22 protein-coding genes and 1 tRNA gene are annotated in these 18222 nt (G+C 65.2%); 11 read left to right on the top strand and 12 right to left on the bottom strand.

Annotated elements, in window-relative coordinates:
• Positions 1 to 56 precede the first annotated feature (56 nt).
• Both G566_RS0106200 and G566_RS0106195 read left to right on the top strand, forming a co-directional pair.
• Complete coding sequence (locus G566_RS0106200) at positions 57 to 1253, top strand: multidrug effflux MFS transporter (RefSeq protein ID WP_022679811.1); 1197 nt, start codon at positions 57 to 59, stop codon at positions 1251 to 1253.
• Positions 1250 to 2140, top strand: a complete 891-nt coding sequence (locus G566_RS0106195; protein ID WP_022679810.1) for an EamA family transporter — start codon at positions 1250 to 1252, stop codon at positions 2138 to 2140. The genes G566_RS0106200 and G566_RS0106195 overlap by 4 nt, the downstream gene beginning before the upstream one ends.
• On the opposite strand, the gene G566_RS0106190 is transcribed toward G566_RS0106195, so the two are convergent.
• A complete protein-coding gene (locus G566_RS0106190; RefSeq protein WP_022679809.1) occupies positions 2116 to 2748 on the bottom strand; it encodes a glutathione S-transferase family protein in 633 nt (210 codons plus the stop codon). The two genes, G566_RS0106195 and G566_RS0106190, sit on opposite strands and share 25 nt — an antisense overlap.
• 40 nt (positions 2749 to 2788) lie before the next feature.
• On the opposite strand from G566_RS0106190, the gene arfB reads away from it, so the two are divergent.
• Positions 2789 to 3196, top strand: coding sequence for an alternative ribosome rescue aminoacyl-tRNA hydrolase ArfB (arfB, locus tag G566_RS0106185; protein WP_022679808.1), 408 nt, complete (start codon positions 2789 to 2791; stop codon positions 3194 to 3196).
• Positions 3197 to 3283: 87 nt separating this feature from the next.
• Positions 3284 to 3643 carry a DUF883 domain-containing protein gene (locus G566_RS14725; RefSeq protein WP_022679807.1) on the top strand — a complete coding sequence of 120 codons (360 nt, stop codon included), beginning with the start codon at positions 3284 to 3286 and terminating at the stop codon, positions 3641 to 3643.
• 65 nt (positions 3644 to 3708) lie between these two features.
• On the opposite strand, the gene mce is transcribed toward G566_RS14725, so the two are convergent.
• Entirely contained in the window at positions 3709 to 4155 is a 447-nt protein-coding gene (mce, locus tag G566_RS0106175) for a methylmalonyl-CoA epimerase (RefSeq protein WP_022679806.1), read from the bottom strand.
• 62 nt (positions 4156 to 4217) lie between these two features.
• On the opposite strand from mce, the gene G566_RS0106170 reads away from it, so the two are divergent.
• Positions 4218 to 4589 carry a hypothetical protein gene (locus G566_RS0106170; protein ID WP_029131331.1) on the top strand — a complete coding sequence of 124 codons (372 nt, stop codon included), beginning with the start codon at positions 4218 to 4220 and terminating at the stop codon, positions 4587 to 4589.
• Positions 4590 to 4593: 4 nt separating this feature from the next.
• Here G566_RS0106170 and G566_RS0106165 read toward each other — a convergent pair whose 3' ends face one another.
• From G566_RS0106165 to G566_RS0106155, 3 genes are read right to left on the bottom strand one after another with little or no spacing between them, the layout of a single operon-like run.
• Positions 4594 to 6138 (bottom strand): DHA2 family efflux MFS transporter permease subunit, encoded by a 1545-nt coding sequence (locus G566_RS0106165; protein WP_029131330.1) that lies wholly within the window; start codon positions 6136 to 6138, stop codon positions 4594 to 4596.
• Positions 6135 to 7166: an HlyD family secretion protein gene (locus G566_RS13690; protein ID WP_051135964.1), complete on the bottom strand. Its 1032-nt coding sequence runs from the start codon at positions 7164 to 7166 to the stop codon at positions 6135 to 6137. Before G566_RS13690 ends, G566_RS0106165 begins: the two co-directional genes overlap by 4 nt.
• A complete protein-coding gene (locus G566_RS0106155) occupies positions 7163 to 7645 on the bottom strand; it encodes a MarR family winged helix-turn-helix transcriptional regulator (RefSeq protein WP_022679803.1) in 483 nt (160 codons plus the stop codon). The genes G566_RS13690 and G566_RS0106155 overlap by 4 nt, the downstream gene beginning before the upstream one ends.
• 93 nt (positions 7646 to 7738) lie before the next feature.
• Between G566_RS0106155 and G566_RS14720 the strand changes: the two genes are divergently transcribed.
• The 6 genes from G566_RS14720 to G566_RS0106135 all read left to right on the top strand — a co-directional run bounded on the left by G566_RS14720 (position 7739) and on the right by G566_RS0106135 (position 11981).
• Positions 7739 to 8689 (top strand): hypothetical protein, encoded by a 951-nt coding sequence (locus tag G566_RS14720; RefSeq protein ID WP_156874442.1) that lies wholly within the window; start codon positions 7739 to 7741, stop codon positions 8687 to 8689.
• A 6-nt stretch (positions 8690 to 8695) separates the two neighbouring features.
• Positions 8696 to 8896, top strand: a complete 201-nt coding sequence (locus G566_RS14715) for a hypothetical protein (protein ID WP_051135962.1) — start codon at positions 8696 to 8698, stop codon at positions 8894 to 8896.
• A 3-nt stretch (positions 8897 to 8899) separates the two neighbouring features.
• Positions 8900 to 9946, top strand: coding sequence for an ATP-binding protein (locus G566_RS14710; protein ID WP_051135961.1), 1047 nt, complete (start codon positions 8900 to 8902; stop codon positions 9944 to 9946).
• Entirely contained in the window at positions 9943 to 11304 is a 1362-nt protein-coding gene (prsR, locus tag G566_RS0106145; RefSeq protein WP_022679802.1) for a PEP-CTERM-box response regulator transcription factor, read from the top strand. Before G566_RS14710 ends, prsR begins: the two co-directional genes overlap by 4 nt.
• A gap of 57 nt (positions 11305 to 11361) precedes the next feature.
• Positions 11362 to 11438: transfer RNA gene (locus G566_RS0106140), tRNA-Pro, on the top strand.
• Between the two features lie 129 nt (positions 11439 to 11567).
• Entirely contained in the window at positions 11568 to 11981 is a 414-nt protein-coding gene (locus tag G566_RS0106135) for a holin family protein (protein ID WP_022679801.1), read from the top strand.
• Positions 11982 to 11984: 3 nt separating this feature from the next.
• On the opposite strand, the gene G566_RS0106130 is transcribed toward G566_RS0106135, so the two are convergent.
• From G566_RS0106130 to G566_RS0106100, 7 genes are all read right to left on the bottom strand, one after another.
• Complete coding sequence (locus tag G566_RS0106130; protein WP_243442419.1) at positions 11985 to 12473, bottom strand: gamma carbonic anhydrase family protein; 489 nt, start codon at positions 12471 to 12473, stop codon at positions 11985 to 11987.
• 23 nt (positions 12474 to 12496) lie between these two features.
• Complete coding sequence (locus G566_RS0106125; protein WP_022679799.1) at positions 12497 to 13024, bottom strand: GNAT family N-acetyltransferase; 528 nt, start codon at positions 13022 to 13024, stop codon at positions 12497 to 12499.
• The gene (gene argC / locus G566_RS0106120; RefSeq protein WP_022679798.1) at positions 13021 to 14061 is read right to left on the bottom strand and encodes an N-acetyl-gamma-glutamyl-phosphate reductase; all 1041 of its coding nucleotides are present in this window, start codon (positions 14059 to 14061) and stop codon (positions 13021 to 13023) included. The genes G566_RS0106125 and argC overlap by 4 nt, the downstream gene beginning before the upstream one ends.
• Positions 14058 to 15053, bottom strand: coding sequence for a porphobilinogen synthase (gene hemB, locus G566_RS0106115; protein ID WP_022679797.1), 996 nt, complete (start codon positions 15051 to 15053; stop codon positions 14058 to 14060). The genes argC and hemB overlap by 4 nt, the downstream gene beginning before the upstream one ends.
• Before the next feature lie 61 nt (positions 15054 to 15114).
• Positions 15115 to 16362, bottom strand: a complete 1248-nt coding sequence (locus tag G566_RS0106110; RefSeq protein WP_051135960.1) for an MFS transporter — start codon at positions 16360 to 16362, stop codon at positions 15115 to 15117.
• A gap of 158 nt (positions 16363 to 16520) precedes the next feature.
• Positions 16521 to 17339, bottom strand: a complete 819-nt coding sequence (locus tag G566_RS0106105) for an enoyl-CoA hydratase (protein WP_022679795.1) — start codon at positions 17337 to 17339, stop codon at positions 16521 to 16523.
• Positions 17340 to 17446: 107 nt separating this feature from the next.
• A complete protein-coding gene (locus G566_RS0106100; protein ID WP_022679794.1) occupies positions 17447 to 18208 on the bottom strand; it encodes an enoyl-CoA hydratase-related protein in 762 nt (253 codons plus the stop codon).
• Between the last annotated feature and the right edge of the window lie 14 nt (positions 18209 to 18222).

Here is an 18222-nt window from a genome sequence, read left to right as displayed (position 1 = left end):
GGCCTGCGCCATTCGCGCGCTTCCCTTCAGGCGTCTGGCAGCCTAAGCGCTGCAGCGTGCCTGCCCCAACTGCCTCAATTCGCCAGCCCAGTCTGGGTGAAATCCTGCTGCTGGGGTCGCTGACGGCGTTTGGCGCCGTCACCATCGATCTCTATCTGCCCACGCTGCCGGCCATCGCCCGCGATTACGGCACGTCGGCGGCGGCGGTGCAGCTTACGCTGTCCACGTTCTTCGTCGGCATGGCGCTGGGGCAATTGTTCTTCGGGCCGCTCAGTGATCGGATCGGGCGGCGGCCGACCATATTGATCGGTTGCGCGGTCTATGTGGCGGCCAGCCTGTTCTGCGCGCTGGCACCTACGATCGAGGCGCTGGTGGCCGGGCGCTTTTTCCAGGCGCTGGGCTGTTGTGCCGCCATGGTCACCTGCCGCGCCATCGTGCGCGATCGCTATGACCACCGCGATTCCGCCCGCATCTTCAGCCTGTTGATGCTGGTGCTGGCGATCGCGCCGCTGCTGGCGCCCACCGTTGGCGGCTGGATCGCGGCCGCAGCAGGCTGGCACGCCGTGTTCTATGCGTTCGTGGCGGTGGGCGTCGCCATTTCGGCGGCCGTCGGTTTGCGCTTGGATGAAAGCCGCTCCGCCGCCACCGCGCAGGCGGCGCGCGGGCAGGACGTGCTGAGCGCCTATGCCCGGCTGCTGGGTCACAAGCGCCTGATCGGCTATCTGCTCGTCGGCGCGGCCAATGGCGCCACCTTGTTCAGCTATATCGCGGCATCGCCCGATCTGGTGGTGAACAGCTGGGGCTTTTCCGAAAGCCAGTTCGGGTTGGTGTTTGCCGCCATTGCCGTGGGCGTCGTCGGATCAAGCCAGGTCAACCGCCTGCTGCTGAAGCATCGTTCACCTGATGCCATACTGGCTTTGGCAACGCTGGGTGCAGCGGCGGCTGGTGTGGCGCTTTGGCTGGTGGCACTGTTCGACGCGCCGGTGCCGGTCGTGCTGGCGGCGGTGTTCGTGGCGCTGTCCTCGAACGGACTCATTGCCGCTAATGCTTCGGCCGGCGCGCTGAATGTCGATCCGCTGCGGGCCGGGGCGATTTCCGGCCTGATGGGCGGCATCAACTTCGGTATGGGCGCTGCCGCATCGGCGCTGGCCGCGGCCATGTATGATGGCACGGCGCGGCCGCTGGCGGCCAATGTGGCCGTGGCACTGCTGGTGGCGGCGGCGGCCTATCACCTGCTCGCCAAACCGCGATGAGCAGCACCGCGCTCAGCCCGCGCGCCCTGCTGCTGGCGCTGGCGGTGGTGATGGTGTGGGGCAGCAATTTCGCCATCATCGGCGCCACGCTGCACAGCCTGCCGCCGCTGCTGTTTGCCACCCTGCGCTTTGCCGCCGTGGTGTTCCCGTTGATCTTCTTTGTGCGCCGGCCTGCCGTTTCGTGGCGCATCCTGGCCGGCTATGGTGTCGCCATCGGGGTGGGCCAGTTCGGCCTGCTGTTCATTGCCATCAACGGCTTTATCGCCGCCGGCCTGGCCAGCCTGATTGTGCAGAGCCAGGTCGTCTTCACCATCGGCATGGCGATGATGACCAGCGGTGAACGGCTGAAACCCTTGCAATATGGCGCGCTGGCACTGGCGATTGGTGGCGTCGCGGTGATCGCCGGCCACACCGGCGGCGAAGTAACCATCGTGGGCATCGCCCTTGTGCTGGGCGCGGCCTTTGGCTGGAGCCTGGGCAACATGGCCCAGCGTGCTGCCGGCAAGGTGGACATGCTGGGCTTCATCACCTGGTCGTCACTGTTTGCGGTGCCGCCGCTGGCTGGGCTGGCGCTGTGGTTCGAAGGCTGGCCGGCCATCGAGACCGCGCTGCAGGCCACCACGCCCGCCATCTGGGTGGCGGTGGCGTGGCAGGCGATTGGCAACACGCTGTTCGGCTATGGCGCGTGGGGCTGGCTGCTGGCGCGCTATCCGGCCACCAGCGTGGCGCCCACGTCGCTGCTGGTGCCGGTGTTCGGCATGGCCTCCACGGCGCTGTTCCTTGGTGAGCCACTGCCGCCATGGAAGCTGCTGGCCGCCGCGCTGATCATCGGCGGCCTAGCGCTCAATCTGCTGGCGACCCGTCAGCCGGCAATGCGGAAATTGTAAGGCTCGGTCTGCTCGGCGGCCTTGATCCACGCCGGGCGCGACTGCAGGCGCTTCGCATAAGCCGCCACGTTGGGGAAATGCGCGCCCAGGCCCTGCATGGTGGCGATTTCGGCGATGAAGCTCATCATGATGTCTGCGCCGGAAAGCTCGTTATTCACCAGCCAGTCGTTTTCCCCAAGGCATTGGCTGAAATAGGCGACATGCGCACCAATCTGTTCCTGAATGCGCGGGGCCAGCGGCGCGGCGGCTTCGCCCAACCGGGCGGTGTAGAGCGCCAGCAGGAACGGTGTCATCGCCGAACCTTCGGCGAAATGCAGCCACATCAGATAATCCTCATGAGCCGCCGTCCCCGGCGCTGGCATGAAGCGGCCTTGCCCGTGTTTGCGGATGATCCAGTCGGTGATGGCGCCGCTTTCAAAGATGATCTTGCCGTCGGCTTCGATCACCGGGCTCTTGCCCAGCGGATGAACGGCCTTCAGTTCCGGCGGCGCCAGATTGGTCACGGCATCGCGATTGTAATGCTTGATCTCGTAGGGCGTACCCAGTTCTTCCAGCAGCCACAGGATGCGTTGAGAGCGGCTGTTGTTGAGATGGTGAACAATGATCATGGCAATAGCCTCCGCAATCGAATCGGGTTAGGCGCACATCATGGCGATAACCATCCCGGAAGACGAACTGATTGAATCGTTCGTGCGCTCGAGCGGTCCCGGCGGCCAGAACGTCAACAAGGTTTCATCGGCGGTGCAGCTGCGCTTCGACGTGGTGGCTTCACCCAGCCTTCCGGACGAGGTGAAGGAACGGCTGCTGAAATTGGCCGGCCGGCGCGCCACCGGCGATGGTGTCATCGTGATCAGTGCCAACCGGTTCCGCGATCAGGTGCAGAATCGGTCTGATGCGCGGGCGCGGCTTGCCGAATTGGTGGCGCAGGCCTGCATCCGCCCGATCAAGCGCCGGGCGACACGGCCAACCCTGGGATCGAAGCAGCGCCGGCTGGATTCCAAGACCACGCGCGCCGGCGTCAAGGCAGGCCGTGGCAAGGTTCGGATGGATGAGTGAGTTATGTGGTCAATACGGACTTCAAATCTGTCGCCTCACGCACTAACTTCGGTCTGTTGAATCGATTGCCCTCGAAAGGATTGCGCCATGTCTGATAACAGCGAAACCACGGAAACCATGCCCGCCGTTGCCGAAACCATCGAAACCGCGGCCAGCAAGATCGAGAAGTTGAAGGGTGACCTGAAGGATCAGGCCGACAAGGCCATTGGCAAGGCCAAGGAAACTGCCAGCGCCGCCTATGACAAGGCCGCCGCCAAGGCCCGTGAACTGGCTGATGCGGCCCCGGAAAAGGCCCGCGAAGTCAAGGAACGCGCCCAGAAGGTGGCCGAAGAAGGCACTGCCAAGGTGCGCACCACCGTGCAGGAACAGCCGCTCGCCGCGCTGGGTGCCGGCATCGCGCTGGGCTTCGTGGTCGGCTGGCTGCTGAGCGGCCGCAAGAAGGATTGAGCGGGCCGCTGCCAACCGCAGCCCGTCTGAAATGAGGCCGGAGCACTGCTCCGGCCTTTTCCTTGTCAGTGATGCCCTTCCGGCGGCTCCTGCATCAACTCCACCAGCACGCCACTGGTATCGCGCGGGTGTACGAAGATCACCGGCACACCGTGGGCGCCCATGCGCGGCTCGCCGGTGCCCAGAACGGTGGCGCCGCGCGCCCGCATCGCATCACGCGCCGCGATGATGTCTTTCACTTCGAAACAGACGTGATGCTGCCCGCCATTGGGGTTCTTCTTCAGAAAGCCGTGGATGGGTGAATCATCGCCCAACGGCTCGATCAGTTCCAGCTGGCTGTTGGCGACATCGATGAAGGCGACGCGCACGCCCTGCGCCGGCAGATCGAACTTGGCCCGCGAAACGGTCGCGCCGAACAGGCGGCCATACATGGCCACGGTGTCGTAAATCGAAACGCAGGCGATGCCGACATGGTTCAATCGGCCCAAAAGCAGGGGGGGCAAAACGCTCATTCTGGGTCCTCCAATAGCCGGCTTTTCCTTGCATGGGCCGCGAAAGCCGGCAAGCTGGCGCAATGATCTATATCGTTATCAACGCCATCCCGATTGCGCTGGCCACCTTGCTGGGTCTGCTCATCGCCCAGTTCGTGGATCGGCCCAAGGGCCTCACCGGCTGGCTGGTGGCGTTGTTGGCCACGGCCTGGCTGTGCGCCATCCTGGCCGGCGCGCTGATCCTGGCGCCGCCGCGCGCACCGCCGTGGGTGATGACCATCGCCACCGCCTGGGTGATCTGGGTGGGCTTTGTGGTGCCGGCGCTGGCCACATCGCTGCTGATGGCCGGGCAGCGTTGGGGCCGCATTGGCCGGGCCTGCCTGTGGTGGCTGGTGGTGATGCAAAGCCAAGTGGTGGTGATGAAACTGGTGGGGCTCACGCCGCCGCCGGCCTGAGCGGTCATTCGGGCAGATGCACCACGTCGGCCTTTGATGCGGGCCGCCGCGGCCGGCGCAACACCAGCAGCAGTGGCAGCATGGCAAAGGCCATGAACGCCATGGCGCGATAGACATCGATATAGGCAATCATCAATGCCTGCTTGTTCACCGCGCCATCCAGCATGGCCACCACGCTGCCGGCACCGGCTGCAGCCAGGGTGGCTGGATCGGCCCAGGGCAGATTGAACGGGGTGATGCCGCCGCCCAGATCGGCGTGCGCGGTCTGGGTCTGGCGTTCCAGCAGGGCAACCGCCAGGCTGATCCCCACCGAACCGCCGATGTTTCGCAGCAGCATGTAGATGGCCGACGCATCAGCGCGCAGCCGCATCGGCAGGCTGGCAAAGGCCATCGTATTCAGCGGCACGAAGATCAGACCCAGGCCGGCGCCCTGGAAAAACCCGGTGATCACGAACAGCGAAGCGCCTTGCACCGGGGAAAACAGGCTCATGCCCCACAAGGCTGCACCGGTGATCGTGAAGCCGGCGGCCAGCATCAATCGCGGATCAATTCCGCGCCCGACCAGTTGCCCGGCGGCCATCATCGCCATCATCATGCCAATCCCGCGCGGCATCATCAGCGCGCCGGCCGATACCACCGGATAGCCATACAGCGTTTGCAGCATCGTGGGCAGCAGCGCGGTGGTGGCGACCAGCAGGAAGCCCACCAGCGTGATGAACACCATGCCGGTGAGCGCGTTGCGATCGGTGAGCAGTTCGCGATCAATGATGCCGCCCGGCGTGGCCAGCGCGTGCACGCCAAAGGCCCACAGGCCGGCGATGGCGATGCCGAACTCGGCCCGCACTTCCCAGCTTTCCAGCCAGTCCAGCTGCTGGCCGCGATCAAGGCCCAGTTGCAGCGCCGCCATGCCCACGGCCAGCAGGGCAAAGCCGGTCATGTCGAAGCGTCGCTGCTCCAGCTGCGGTTCCGGCAAGATGGCCGCCGCCCAGGTCAGGCACATGATGCCGAACGGCAGGTTGATCAGGAACACCCAGCGCCAATCGAAACTGTCGGTGAGCCAGCCGCCGATCACCGGGCCCAGGATCGGCCCGACCATGATGCCAACGCCCCACCAGGCCATGGCCGGGCCATGTTTTTCGGGCGGCCACACATCGAGCAGATAGGCCTGGCCCAGCGGCGCGATGAAGGCCCCGGCGGCGCCCTGGATCATGCGGAACAGCACCATCTCTTCCAGGCTGCTGGCAATGCCGCACAGCACCGAAGCGGCGGTGAAAGCCGCGACACTCCACAGGAACAGGGTGCGCCGGCCGATGCGCGCCGAAAGCCAGCCGGTGAGCGGCGTGGCAATGGCGGTGGCGACGATATAGCTGGTCAGCACCCAGGTGATGCTGTCGGCGGCGGCGTTCAGGCTGGGCTGCATGTGCGGCAGCGCCACGTTGGCGATGGTGGAATCGAGGATGGTCATGAAGCTGCCCAGCATTACCACCAGCGTGACGGTGATCGGCGACGCTTCTGATCGCGCCCCTGCCACCGGGGCAGCGCTGCTCACTTGGTGATCACCTTCACTTCAGCCGAAAGGCCGGCGATCAATGGCACTGGTGGCTTGCCATCCAGCTTGATGCGCACCGGCACGCGCTGCACCACCTTCACCCAGTTGCCGGTGGCATTCTGTGCCGGCAGTACGGAAAATTCGCTGCCGGTGCCCACCCCAATGGAGTCCACATGGCCGCGCAGCACATGATCGGGGAAGGCATCCAGCTGCACCTCGGCGCGCTGGCCGACCTTCATGTCCTGCAGTTCGGTTTCCTTGAAATTGGCTTCGACATAGGCGCTGTCGGTCACCATCACGCTGAAAGCGGCGACGCCCTGCACCATCACCTGGCCCGGCAGCACCCGGCTGGTCTGGGTGGCGATGCCGTTGGCGGGTGAGATCAGTTTGGTGCGCGCCAGTTCAAACGCCGCCTTGTCACGCACCGCAGCCGCCGTCATCACCAGTGGGTGCTGCTCCACGTCCTGCACGCCATTGGCGGCGGTGCGGGCGGCGGCGTCGTCAGAAAGGGCGCGGTTCAGTTCGGCCCGGGCATTGGCCACCGAATATTGGGCCTGCTGCAGCCGGGCACGGGTGGCAAAGCCGCGGTCAAGCAATGTCTGCTGGCGCTCCATCTCGGTCAGCGCAAAGTCCAGCGCCTCGCGCTTGGCCGCCACATCGGCGGCACTACCACCGGTATCATTGCGCAGGCCGCGCACCTGCCGGCGCGCATCGGCCAGCCGGGCTTCGGCCTGGGCCAGCGCGATGCGGAACGGGGTATCAACCAGCTCGATTACCACCTGGCCGCGCTTCACCGGCTGGTTCTCGACCACGAACACCCGCCGCACCCGGCTGGTGACGTCACTGGAAATCGCCAGCTTGTCGACCCGCACATAGGCATTGTCGGTCGTCACCTGGCCCAACCCGGAAAGCCACAGCCACAGCCCGGCCGCCACCACCAGCAGCGGCACCGACAGCATCGCCACGCGGCTGCGCCAGCGAGAGGGAGATGTTGTGCTCGCCACCGGCGGATCGATGCGCTGGTTCATGCCGCCGATCCTTCGCGACCATCCAGGTTGCCGCGCAGGCGCTGCAGCAGGCCTTGCAGCGCCGCTTCTTCGGCAGCGCTCAAACCCGCCAGCATTTCGGCGCGGACATCCACCGCCACCGCCTGCAGTTCCGCCAGGATCGGATGCGCCCGCGGCGTGAGGAACAGCCGCCAGGCCCGGCGATCAGCAGGATCGGCCCGGCGTTCCACCAGCCCGGCCTCTTCCAGCCGGTCGACCATGCGGCCAACCGTGATGGTTTCCACATCCAGACGCTCGGCAAGGCCGGCCTGGTTGATGCCTTCGGCCCGGGCCAGCGCAATCAGCACCCGCCATTGCGCGCGGGACACACCGATGGACCGCGCCTGGGCATCGAAGCGGCGGCGCAGCAGCCGGGTTACGTCGGACACCAGCACGCCGATGGTATCGGGCGAAGCAAAGGGCACGATGGCCGGTTCCACAGTGGCGGCAAGCGAGTTCATGCCCAGAATTTAGCATACATGCTTATTACAAGATAGATGATCACAGCTGTTGCAATGATCAGCCCTGGTGCACGGGGTGGCACTTTGGCGCGCATGACGATAGGCTGCGGCCAGACGGGCGCAGGGACAGATCGCGGTGACAAGAGTTCAGACCAGTTCGCATGGAGCGCCAAGGTGATCGCGCTCACCGAAGTCGGCCTGCTCAGCCACTTGCTGGCGCTGATCGCCTATGTTGGCCTGTTCTTCGCAGCACTCTCCAAACAGCGCCGCGGCATCAATCTGTGGCTGGCCGGTGCCGCTCTTGTAACCGCGTTGTGGGCGGGCAGCTTTGCTGCCAGCATGCTGATTGACCCCGGCCTGCAACCCTGGATCTCGCGGCTGCAAACCCTGAAGGTCGGGGCCTGGATCGGGGTGCTGCTGTATCTGCTGCGGCCAACATGGCTGGGCGGCGAGGGCGAGGGCCGCTCTTCCTTCTGGGTGGGCGGCATCCTCGGCTTTGTGCTCGCCCTGCAGTTCGTCATCGATATCGCCGGCGCCGGACAGAGCGCTCTGGTGGGTGAAGGCGATGTGGTGGCCAGCCTGTTCCTGGTGATCCGCATTGCAGCCTCGGTCACCGGTCTCGTGCTCAGCCACAATCTCTACATCGCTTCACGCGGTGGCCAGCTTTCCGGCATTCGTCTGCTCGCCATCGGCCTGGCCGGTCTGTTCCTCTATGATCTGAACTTCTACACGCTGGCTTTCCTGCTGCCGCCGGCCTCAGTCGATCTCTACAACATCCGTGGCGCCGTGAGCGCGCTGCTGGTGTTGCTGTTCCTGTTTGCCACCCGCGAAAACTGGGTGCGCGGCGCGCGGGTATCGCGCAATGTTGCCTTCCAGACCGTCGCCTTCTCCGGCGTTGGTTTCTACCTGATCGCCATGTCGCTGCTGGCCTACGCGCTGAAACTGGTGGGCGGCAATTGGGGCACGCTGCTGCAGGTCAGCTTCCTGTTTGCCACCATCATGCTGGCCGCCGTCATCCTGGTGTCGGATCGGTTCCGGGCCTGACTGCGGGTGGCGATCGCACGCAATTTCTACCGCTACCGCTATGATTATCGCAGTGAATGGCTGCGTTTTATCGCCACCGTTTCGGCACCGGGCGATGCGCAAGGGTTGCCCGAACGCGTGGTCCAGGCCGTGGCCAGCGTGCTGGAAGCGCGCGGCGGCTGGTTGCTGGTGCCCGATGATGATCGCTTCAGCCCTGGCGCCACCTAGCAGATGGCCGATCGCCCGCCCGAAGCGCTGGCCATGGACACGCCCTTGGTCGCCTGGTTGCGGCAGGATCGGCTGCTCGATCTTGAAATGGTGCGCGATGGCGAATTGCCCGGTGCGCCCGAACTGCCGGCGTGGCTGGCGGCCGATCGGCGGTACTGGCTGGTGCTGCCGGCCTTCAACCGCGATGCGCTGGCCGGTGTGCTGTTGATCGGTCGCAGTCTGGTGCCGCGCCGGCTGGGCTGGGAAGACGAGGAACTGCTGAAAACGCTTGGCCGTCAGGTGGGCAGCTATGTCGCCGAAAGCCGCGGCCAGTCGGCATTGGAAGAGGCGCGCCGGTTCGAGGAATTCAACCGCCGCTTTGCCTTCATTCTGCACGATATCAAGAATCTGGTCAGCCAATTGTCTTTGCTGGCGCGCAATGCCGAACGCCATGCCGACAATCCGGAATTCCGGACCGACATGGTGGCAACACTGAAGGAATCGGTGGGCAAGATGAACGCCCTGCTGTCGTGGCTCTCGCAGCGCGCCACGGGGCTGCCCGCGGCAGACGCACCAGTGCCTGTTGCCAGCCTGCTTCGCCTGCTGGTGAAATCACGGGCCGGCGCCTGGCCGGCGCCGACCCTGCATGTGGGTGACAAGGCTGATCACGCGATGGTCTCTGGTGATGCCGCCCGGCTGGAACAGATGTTCGCGCACCTTCTGCAGAATGCCATCGATGCCTCCCCGGCCGGCACCCCGATCCGCTTCGACGTGGCCGTGGCGGGCAGCGAACTTGTCGTCACGCTCGCCGATCGCGGCCACGGCATGTCGGCCAGGTTCATCAGGCAGGAATTGTTCCAGCCGTTCACCTCGACAAAGGCCGGCGGGTTTGGCATCGGCGCTTACGAAGCGCGGGAGATTGCCCGGGCCCACGGCGGCCGGCTTGACGTGGCCAGCCGTGAAGGCGAAGGCACAAGCTTCACCATCACCCTGCCGCTTGTTGGTGGCAACAGCGCAGTTGGGGGCGCAGCCGGGAAGGCCGCGCTGCTGGCGGAAGGGGAACAGGCGTGAGTGAGAAGCCCAAGCTGCTGGTGGTGGAAGATGATGCCGGCCTGCAGCGCCAATTGAAGTGGAGTTACGAAGACCAGGAGGTGATCCTGGCCGGTGATCGCGAGGCCGCGCTGGACGCGCTGCGCACGCACCAGCCGGCGGTGGTGACGCTGGATCTGGGCCTGCCGCCCGATCCCGATGGCGTGACGGAAGGCTTCGCCACGCTGGAAGCCATCCTGGCCACGCGTCCGAACACCAAGGTGATCGTCGCTTCCGGCCACGGTGCGCGCGAAAGCGCGCGGCGCGCCATCGCCATGGGAGCTTTCGATTTCTATCACAAACCGGTCGATATCGATGAACTCGGCCTGATCGTGCGCCGCGCCTATCATGTGGCGGAACTGGAAGCCGAAAACCGTCGTCTCGCCGAAGCCGGCAACAGTGGTGACAAGGTGCTGGGCGGCATCGTCACGGCGGCGCCGGAAATGATCAAGGTGGCCCGCATGGTCGAGCGGGTGGCCACAGCCAATGTGTCGGTGATGCTGCTGGGTGCTTCGGGCACCGGCAAGGAATTGCTGGCCAAGGGCCTGCACAATGCCTCGGCGCGGGCAGGTGAGGCCTTTGTGGCCATCAACTGCGCCGCCATTCCGGAAAATCTGCTGGAATCGGAACTGTTCGGCTATGAAAAAGGCGCCTTCACCGGCGCCGTGAAAACCCAGCCTGGCAAGATCGAGATGGCCGAAGGCGGCACGCTGTTCCTGGATGAAGTCGGCGATATTCCGTTGCCGCTGCAGGTGAAGCTGCTGCGTTTCCTGCAGGAACGGGTGATCGAGCGCGTGGGCGGCCGCAAGACCATCCCGGTTGATGTGCGCATCGTCTGCGCCACCCATCAGGATCTGGATGCGATGATCGCGGCCGGGCGCTTCCGCGAAGACCTGTTCTACCGCCTGGCGGAAATCGTTGTGCGCATCCCCGGCCTGAAGGAACGGCCCGGTGACGCCGTGCTGCTGGCGCAATATTTCCTCACGCGCTTCGCCCGCGAAAATGGCCGGGATTTCAAGGGCCTTACCCCTGATGCCATCGCCGCCATCTCCGATTGGCCGTGGCCGGGCAATGTGCGCGAGCTGGAAAACCGCATGAAGCGCGCCGTCATCATGGCCGAAGGCAGCCGCCTCACCGCGGCCGATCTCGATCTGGTCAACAGCAGCGACGAAGCCGCCCTCACCTTGAAGGTTGCGCGCGAGACTGCCGATCGCCAGGCCATTCGCCGGGCGATGCTGCGTGCCGATGGCAATGTCAGCACAGCGGCCAAGTTCCTGGGGGTGAGCCGGCCGACGCTCTATGACCTGCTCAAGCAATATGGGCTCGAGAACGCCGCCTGAGGGGCCAGAGAATGGGGTTGCATCACGCTGCGATAGCCCCTAAGCCCGCCCTCGGCTCGGAGCGTAGCGCAGCCTGGTAGCGCATCAGACTGGGGGTCTGGAGGTCGCAGGTTCGAATCCTGTCGCTCCGACCATTTTCTTCAGACATTCAGTCAAGCGTTTGCTCCCCTCTCAGGGGGAGCAGCAGTGGCTTGCTTGCGCCTGTCCTACATGAACCATATTGGTTAGAATTTGGCCTCCCTCCAACTGGAAAGGCCCACCCCATGTCCATCCTCAATGCCCTGATCGCGCCGGTTGCCGGCTTGCTCGACAAGATCATCCCCGATCCCAGGGCGCGGGACGCGGCCAAGATCGAACTGATGAAGCTACAGAACAGCCAAGAGCTGGAGCTGCTCTCCACCCAGCTCTCCGCCATCGTGGCCGAATCCGCCAGCCATGATCCCTGGACAAGCCGGGCGCGGCCCAGCTTCCTCTATGTCATGTATGCGCTGCTGATGTGGTCGATCCCGATGGGGCTCATCGCGGCCGTGCAGCCACAGATGGCCCATGATATCGCCGCCGGCATGACCCGTTATCTGAATGGTCTGCCCGAACCGCTCTATGCCTTGTTTGGTACTGGCTATCTTGGCTACACCGCCGCCCGCCAGTGGGGCAAGGTGAGAGGCGTTGACAAATAAGCCTTATCCGCCTGCACGATACACCTGCGCCAGCCTGGCATAACCGGCCGCTCCGGCCCGATTGCCGGCAATCTCGGCCGCTGTCAGGCTGCGCAGGAACTTCGCCGGTCGCCCGGCCCACAATTCCCCGCTCTTCACCACCTTGCCCGGTGTGAGCAATGCGCCAGCCGCCAGCATGGCGTCAGGTTCCACCACCGCCCCATCCAGCACGATGGCGCCCATGCCAACGAAGGCGTGGTTCTCCAGCCGGCAGCCGTGGATGATGCAGGCGTGTCCGATCAGCACGTCATCGCCGATGTGGGTATCGAACCGGCCGCCGGTCACATGCACGATCGTGCCATCCTGGATGTTGGTCCGCTCACCCACCGTGATCCGGCCCACGTCGCCGCGCAGCACGCAGTTGAACCAGATCGAGCTGCCGGCACCGATGCTCACCTTGCCGATCACGTGGGCGCCCGGCGCGATGAACACGTCATCGGCAATCTGTGGCATGTCAGAACCAAATGGGTGAATAGTCATCGGCAGATCTCGGTGACGATATGCGGCCGCAGCGGATTGTCGGCGGCCAGCAACGGATGGTCGAAATCCAGATCGGGCCGGCGCTGCATGCCAATGCGCTGCATCACCGCCTGGCTGCGCGTGTTGGCCGGCACGGTCATGGCGACGATGCGGGTCATGCCCTTTTGCCAGCCCCAGTCGAGGCTGGCCCGCGCCGCTTCGCTGGCAAAACCCTGGCCCCAGGCCGAACGCGCCAGCCGCCAGCCGATTTCAGGAAAGCCCGACAGGCCGGTTATGCCCAATGGCGCCATCTTCAGCCCGCAAAAGCCAATGAAGGCACCGGTATCGCGCCGCTCCACCGCCCAGAATGTGTGGCCGAGCACGGCTTGGAGAGCGATCAACCGGTCCACAACTGCATCGCTGCCGGCGCGGTCCATGATCGGCCCCAGATGCTGCATCACGTCGGCATCGGCCCCCATGGCGGCGAACGGCACACGATCATCGTCCCGCCAAGGCCTGAGGATCAGGCGGGCCGTTTCGATCACGGGAAGAGCGGGGCCTGTTCCAACCCCATGGTTTCGGGCAGGCCGAACATCAGGTTGAAATTCTGGATGGCCTGGCCCGAAGAGCCCTTCACCAGATTGTCGATGGCGGCGATCACGATGGCGCGGCCGGGCACGCGATCGGCGAAAACGTTGATCACCGCGTGGTTGGAACCGCGCACCATACGGGTGGCGGGGGCAACGCCTTCGGGCAACAGGTGCACGAACGGTTCGTCGGTATAGGCGTCGGCCAGAACCTCGCGCAGATAGTCCGGGCCGTGCGGGGTTTCGACGATGCAGGTGACGAGCTCGCCCCGGTTCATCGGGACCAGGTGCGGCGTAAAGCTGATCGTCACCGGCTTGCCCGCGCGTGAGCTCAGCTCCTGCTCCATTTCCGGCATGTGGCGGTGACGGCCGATGCCATAGGGGTGGACGGCTTCGGCCACTTCGGGAAACAAATTGGCTTCCTTCAGGCTGCGCCCGGCGCCCGACACGCCCGACAGCGCGTTGACGGTAATATTGTCCGCCGAAATGGCATGGGCGGCCACCAGCGGCAGCAAAGCCAGCAGCACGGCGGTGGGATAACAGCCGGGGCAGGCGGCAATCCGCGCGCCCGGCAGCGCTTCCCGCGCAAACTCGGTCAGGCCATACACCGCCTCGGGCAGCAGCCCGGGCGCCGGGTGCGCGCCGCCATACCAATCGGCATAGGTGTCGGCATCCTTCAGCCGGAAATCCGCCGAAAGATCGATGATGCGCGGGCCGGTGAGGGTGGAGAGCAGCTCCGCCGACGCCGCGTGCGGCAGGCAGCCGAACACCGCGTCGATGCTGCCAAAATCAATCTCGTTCGCCTTCACCAGCCGCGGCAGGTTCGGATAGGGCGCGAAATGCGGCCAGATCTGCGCCATCGTCTGCCCGGCCTTGGCATTGGCGGCCAACGCGGCAATCTCAATGCGCGGGTGGGTGAGCGCCAAGCGCACCAGATCGGCCCCCGTGTAACCCGAAGCCCCCAAAACAGCGATGCGCACGCGTTCGCCCATCATGCCCCCATCAGCCGCGCCGCCAGCGGCGCGTGATAGGTCAGCACACCCGAACAACCAGCGCGGCGGAAGCTCATCAAGGCTTCGAGTACGCCCTTGTTGCGATCCAGCACGCCGGCAGCAATCGCGGCTTCCAGCATCGCGTACTCACCGCTCACCTGGTAGGCGAACACCGGCACGTCGAAGGCGTCGCGGATGGCGCGGATGATGTCCAGATAGGGCATCCCCGGCTTCACCATCACCGAATCCGCGCCCTCCGCGATGTCCAGCGCCACTTCGCGCAGCGCCTCGCGGGCATTGGCCGGATCCATCTGATAGGTTTTCTTGTCGCCCTTCAGCACGCCGCCGCTGCCCACTGCATCGCGGTAGGGGCCATAGAAGGCCGAAGCATATTTGGCCGAATAGGCCATGATCTGGGTGTTGTGGAACCCGTCTGCCTCCAGCCCGGCGCGGATGGCGGCGACGCGGCCATCCATCATGTCGGACGGGGCAATGATATCGCAGCCGGCGCGGGCCTGGTTTAATGACTGGCCAACCAGCATCTCCACCGTGGCGTCGTTCAAGATCTCGCCAGCGTCGCTCAACAGGCCATCATGGCCATGGCTGGTGTAGAGATCGAGCGCTACATCGGTGAGCACGCCGATTTCGGGCGCCGCATCCTTGATGGCGCGGATAGCGCGGCAGATCAGATTGTCCGGGTTCAGCGCTTCCTTGGCATCCTCGCTGCGCCGTTCGGGCAGGGTGTGCGGGAACAGCGCGACGGCGGGAATGCCCAGCGCGGCGGCTTCCTTGGCGGCCTTGGCCAGCCGGTCCACCGACAGGCGCGATACGCCCGGCATGGTGCCCACCGGCACCGCTTCATCGTGGCCTTCGGTCGGGAACAGAGGCCAGATCAGATTGGCCGGGCTGAGCGACGTCTCGCGATGCAGATCGCGGCTCCAGGCGGTCATCCGGGTGCGGCGGAGGCGGGCGGCGGGGTAGGCAGCGTGAGTCATGATGGTGGATTAGCCGGCCAAAGCGGCGCTGTCACCAGTGCCGCCAATCCCACAAGCGCACTTACGCTTTGGCGACGGTCTTCAGCCTCAGCGAATTGAGCAGGACAACACTCACCACCGCGCCCGCCGCGATGGCGGCGAGGCCGGCGTTGTAGCTGCCGGTGGCATCGCGGGCGACGCCGAAGCCGCTGGTGGCCAGGAAGCTGCCGAACTGGCCGAAGGTGTTGACCGCGGCGATGCTGACCGCGCGGTGGCGTTCGTGCAATCCTTCGGTGAGGGCGGCGTAGAACACGGAGTGGACCGGCAAAATTGTTGCGGCGATCAGCACGGCAGCGATGATGGCAACCACTTGCAGATTGGACACGGCAAGCGCGATGAAGGCGCCGGCGCCCACGGCCCAAGGCAGGATCACGTGCCAGAAACGTTCCTGCCGTTGGTCGCTGCGCGCGCTGACGCCGAGCAGCATGATGACGCCGACGATGCCGCACACCGCCGTCAATTGCCCGACGCTGTTGGCCGAAAAGCCGGTCTTTTCGGCCAGGATCAGCTGCATCGTCACCAGATAGGCATTCAGGCCGCCGGTGCAAAGAAACCAGATGATGCCGAACATCAGGAGGCGCGGGTCGGAAATGGCCTTGAACACACTTGTATGTGCGGTGCTGCTGCTGGCTTCGGCGGCGAGTGTGCCGGTCAGCCAGCGGCGCTCGTCCGGCGCCAGCCAGCCAACGCGGTCGGGCGCATCGGGCAGAAAGCGCCAGATGATGATCCCCATCAGAACCGCAGGGCAGGCTTCCAGCAGGAACAGCCATTGCCAGCCGTGCAGGCCCGACACGCCTTCCAGCCCCAGGATCGGCCCCGAAACCAGGCCCATCACGATCTGGGTGACGGGTTGGGCCACGTAAAAGCGGCTGATCACCCGGCCGCGCCACTGCGCCGGAAACCACAGGCTGGCGTAATAGAGGATGGCCGGGAAAAAGCCGGCTTCGGCCGCGCCGAGCAGGAAACGCAGCGCATAGAATTGCATGGGCGTGGTCACGAACATCTGGGCGGCGGAAATCACGCCCCAGCTGATCATGATCCGCGTCACCCACAGCCGTGTGCCAAAACGCATCATCAGCATGTTCGACGGCACTTCCAGCAGGGCATAGCTGACGAAGAAGATGCCGCCGGCAAAGCCGAACACGCTGGCCGAAAAGCCGAGATCGGCGTTCATCGTCTGGGCGGCAAAGCTGATGTTGGCGCGATCGATGATGGCGATCATGTAGGCGAAGAACAGCAGGGGCAGCAGCCGCAGTTGGGCCTTGCGCATTACGCGTTCGGGCATGCCGGGCGCAAACCCCTCAGCCGATGCTGCAGACGTTCCTGTTGTCATGTCTGCTGCCTCCGCCCCATTGGCGGGAGCATGGCCGCTGGCAGGGTTGTCGTCCAGTCAGCGTCGCCGTCCAGTCCAGCCAACCCGGCGCAGGCTCAGCGGCCGGTAAAGCGCGCTGGCCGCTTTTCCAGGAAATGCGCGACGCCTTCCTTGAAATCCTCCGATGCAAAACTGCCGGCCATGTCGGCATCGGCGGCGGCAATCGCTTCGCCCAGCGATTCAAACTGCGCGTTCCACAGCTCGCGCTTCATTTCGCGCAGCGAACGCGGCGACACGTCGTTGGCCAGCATCTTGGCATAGGCCATCACGCCGGCTTCGAACTCGGCCGTTGGGAAAACGCGCGTCACCAGCCCCAGCGTCAATGCTTCGGCGGCATCGACCTTGCGCGACGAAAACAGCAGATCGGCGGCCGCAGCAAAGCCGATCAGGCGCGGCAACAGCCAGGAAATGCCGTGTTCGGCGATCAGGCCGCGTTTGGCAAAGGCGGTGGTGAACACGGCCGCATCGGAGGCGAAGCGGATATCGGTGTAGAGCGCATAGACCATGCCGAGCCCGGCACAGGCACCGTTGATGGCGCCGATGATCGGTTTGGGCACGGCGGGAAACCAGCTGTTCTGCATGCGGAAATCGGCGCGGGCTTGTGGATCGAAATCGGCCGGGCCGGCGGCGGCGCGGGCCGAGGCGCCGTCGCTCTGGATGGCTTGCAGCATGTTCATGTCAGCCCCGGCGCAAAAGCCGCGGCCGGCGCCGGTCAGCACGATCACGCGCACCGCATCATCGTCGCTGGCAGCGCGCATGGCGGCCTTCACATCGCGGGCCATCTCGCCGCGCCAGGCGTTGAGCCGGTCAGGGCGGTTCAGGGTGATGACGGCAACACCATCGGAAACACTGTAGAGAATGTCTTCATAGACCATGGCTTCGGCTCCGCCCCGTGCTGCTGTGTGGTGTAGAGTGAACAGGCAATCGCCCTGCCGTGTCGATGCCCAAACATGGGAGGGACGCGGCTTCTGGCAGGTTCGGATCAGTGCTTCCGCTTGTCGAGGAAGGCGCGGAAACTGTCTTGCGCGGCGACGCCCACTGCGTTTTTGGCCATGACATCGCCCGCATGGGCATAGGCGGCGGGCTGCGGCATCTCCATCTGGCGATAATAGGCCTGCTTGCCCACCGCCTTGGATTCCGCCGCGCCGCGCGTGGCGCGAGTGATGAGGTCGAGCGTGGCGGCTTCCAGCTCGTCATCGGGCACCGCGCGGTTGACCAGGCCCCACTCGGCCGCGGTTTGCGCATCGATGGGGTCGCCGGTCATTGCCAGTTCCAGCGCCCGCTTGCGGCCCAGGTTGCGGGCCACGGCGACCAGCGGCGTGTGGCAGAACAGGGCGCCCTTGCCGCCGGGCAGGGCAAAGCTGGCGCTGGCTGCCGCCACGGCCAGATCGCAGGTGGCGACCAGTTGGCAACCGGCTGCGGTGGCGAGGCCGTGCACGCGGGCCACCACTGGCTGTGGCAGGGCCTGCAACAGGTCCATCATCTCGGTGCAGATGCGGAACAGCTCGCGCACCTCAGCGTGGCTATGGCCGGCCATGTCGGCGAAATGATGCCCGGCTGAAAACACCGGGCCATTGGCGGCAAGGATGACGCCGCGCGCATCGCTGCTGCCGATCTGCTGCAATACGTGGGTGAGTTCCAGCATCAGCGGCAGCGACAGCGTGTTGCGCTGTTCGGGGCGGTTCAGCGTCACCGTCACGATGGGGCCCTGACGGTCAACCAGCAGATGGCTTGTGTCGGTCATGCCCGCATCCTTGC

Source organism: Sandarakinorhabdus limnophila DSM 17366 (assembly GCF_000420765.1).
Taxonomy (GTDB): Bacteria; Pseudomonadota; Alphaproteobacteria; order Sphingomonadales; family Sphingomonadaceae; genus Sandarakinorhabdus; species Sandarakinorhabdus limnophila.
The sequence above is the reverse complement of the archived record's forward strand: the minus strand, read 5'-3'. Positions and strand labels throughout refer to the sequence as shown.

Coding starts and splice junctions, on each gene's coding strand:
- G566_RS0106100 (WP_022679794.1), bottom strand. CDS start 18,208: ATGACCGACACAAGCCATCTGCTGGTTGACCGTCAGGGCCCCATCGTG.
- G566_RS0106135 (WP_022679801.1), top strand. CDS start 11,568: ATGTCCATCCTCAATGCCCTGATCGCGCCGGTTGCCGGCTTGCTCGAC.
- G566_RS0106110 (WP_051135960.1), bottom strand. CDS start 16,362: ATGCGCAAGGCCCAACTGCGGCTGCTGCCCCTGCTGTTCTTCGCCTAC.
- G566_RS14710 (WP_051135961.1), top strand. CDS start 8,900: ATGGCCGATCGCCCGCCCGAAGCGCTGGCCATGGACACGCCCTTGGTC.
- G566_RS14720 (WP_156874442.1), top strand. CDS start 7,739: ATGACGATAGGCTGCGGCCAGACGGGCGCAGGGACAGATCGCGGTGAC.
- mce (WP_022679806.1), bottom strand. CDS start 4,155: ATGAGCGTTTTGCCCCCCCTGCTTTTGGGCCGATTGAACCATGTCGGC.
- G566_RS0106155 (WP_022679803.1), bottom strand. CDS start 7,645: ATGAACTCGCTTGCCGCCACTGTGGAACCGGCCATCGTGCCCTTTGCT.
- G566_RS14725 (WP_022679807.1), top strand. CDS start 3,284: ATGTCTGATAACAGCGAAACCACGGAAACCATGCCCGCCGTTGCCGAA.
- G566_RS0106105 (WP_022679795.1), bottom strand. CDS start 17,339: ATGGTCTATGAAGACATTCTCTACAGTGTTTCCGATGGTGTTGCCGTC.
- arfB (WP_022679808.1), top strand. CDS start 2,789: ATGGCGATAACCATCCCGGAAGACGAACTGATTGAATCGTTCGTGCGC.
- G566_RS13690 (WP_051135964.1), bottom strand. CDS start 7,166: ATGAACCAGCGCATCGATCCGCCGGTGGCGAGCACAACATCTCCCTCT.
- G566_RS0106190 (WP_022679809.1), bottom strand. CDS start 2,748: ATGATCATTGTTCACCATCTCAACAACAGCCGCTCTCAACGCATCCTG.
- G566_RS0106195 (WP_022679810.1), top strand. CDS start 1,250: ATGAGCAGCACCGCGCTCAGCCCGCGCGCCCTGCTGCTGGCGCTGGCG.
- G566_RS0106130 (WP_243442419.1), bottom strand. CDS start 12,473: ATGCCACAGATTGCCGATGACGTGTTCATCGCGCCGGGCGCCCACGTG.
- hemB (WP_022679797.1), bottom strand. CDS start 15,053: ATGACTCACGCTGCCTACCCCGCCGCCCGCCTCCGCCGCACCCGGATG.
- argC (WP_022679798.1), bottom strand. CDS start 14,061: ATGATGGGCGAACGCGTGCGCATCGCTGTTTTGGGGGCTTCGGGTTAC.
- G566_RS0106170 (WP_029131331.1), top strand. CDS start 4,218: ATGATCTATATCGTTATCAACGCCATCCCGATTGCGCTGGCCACCTTG.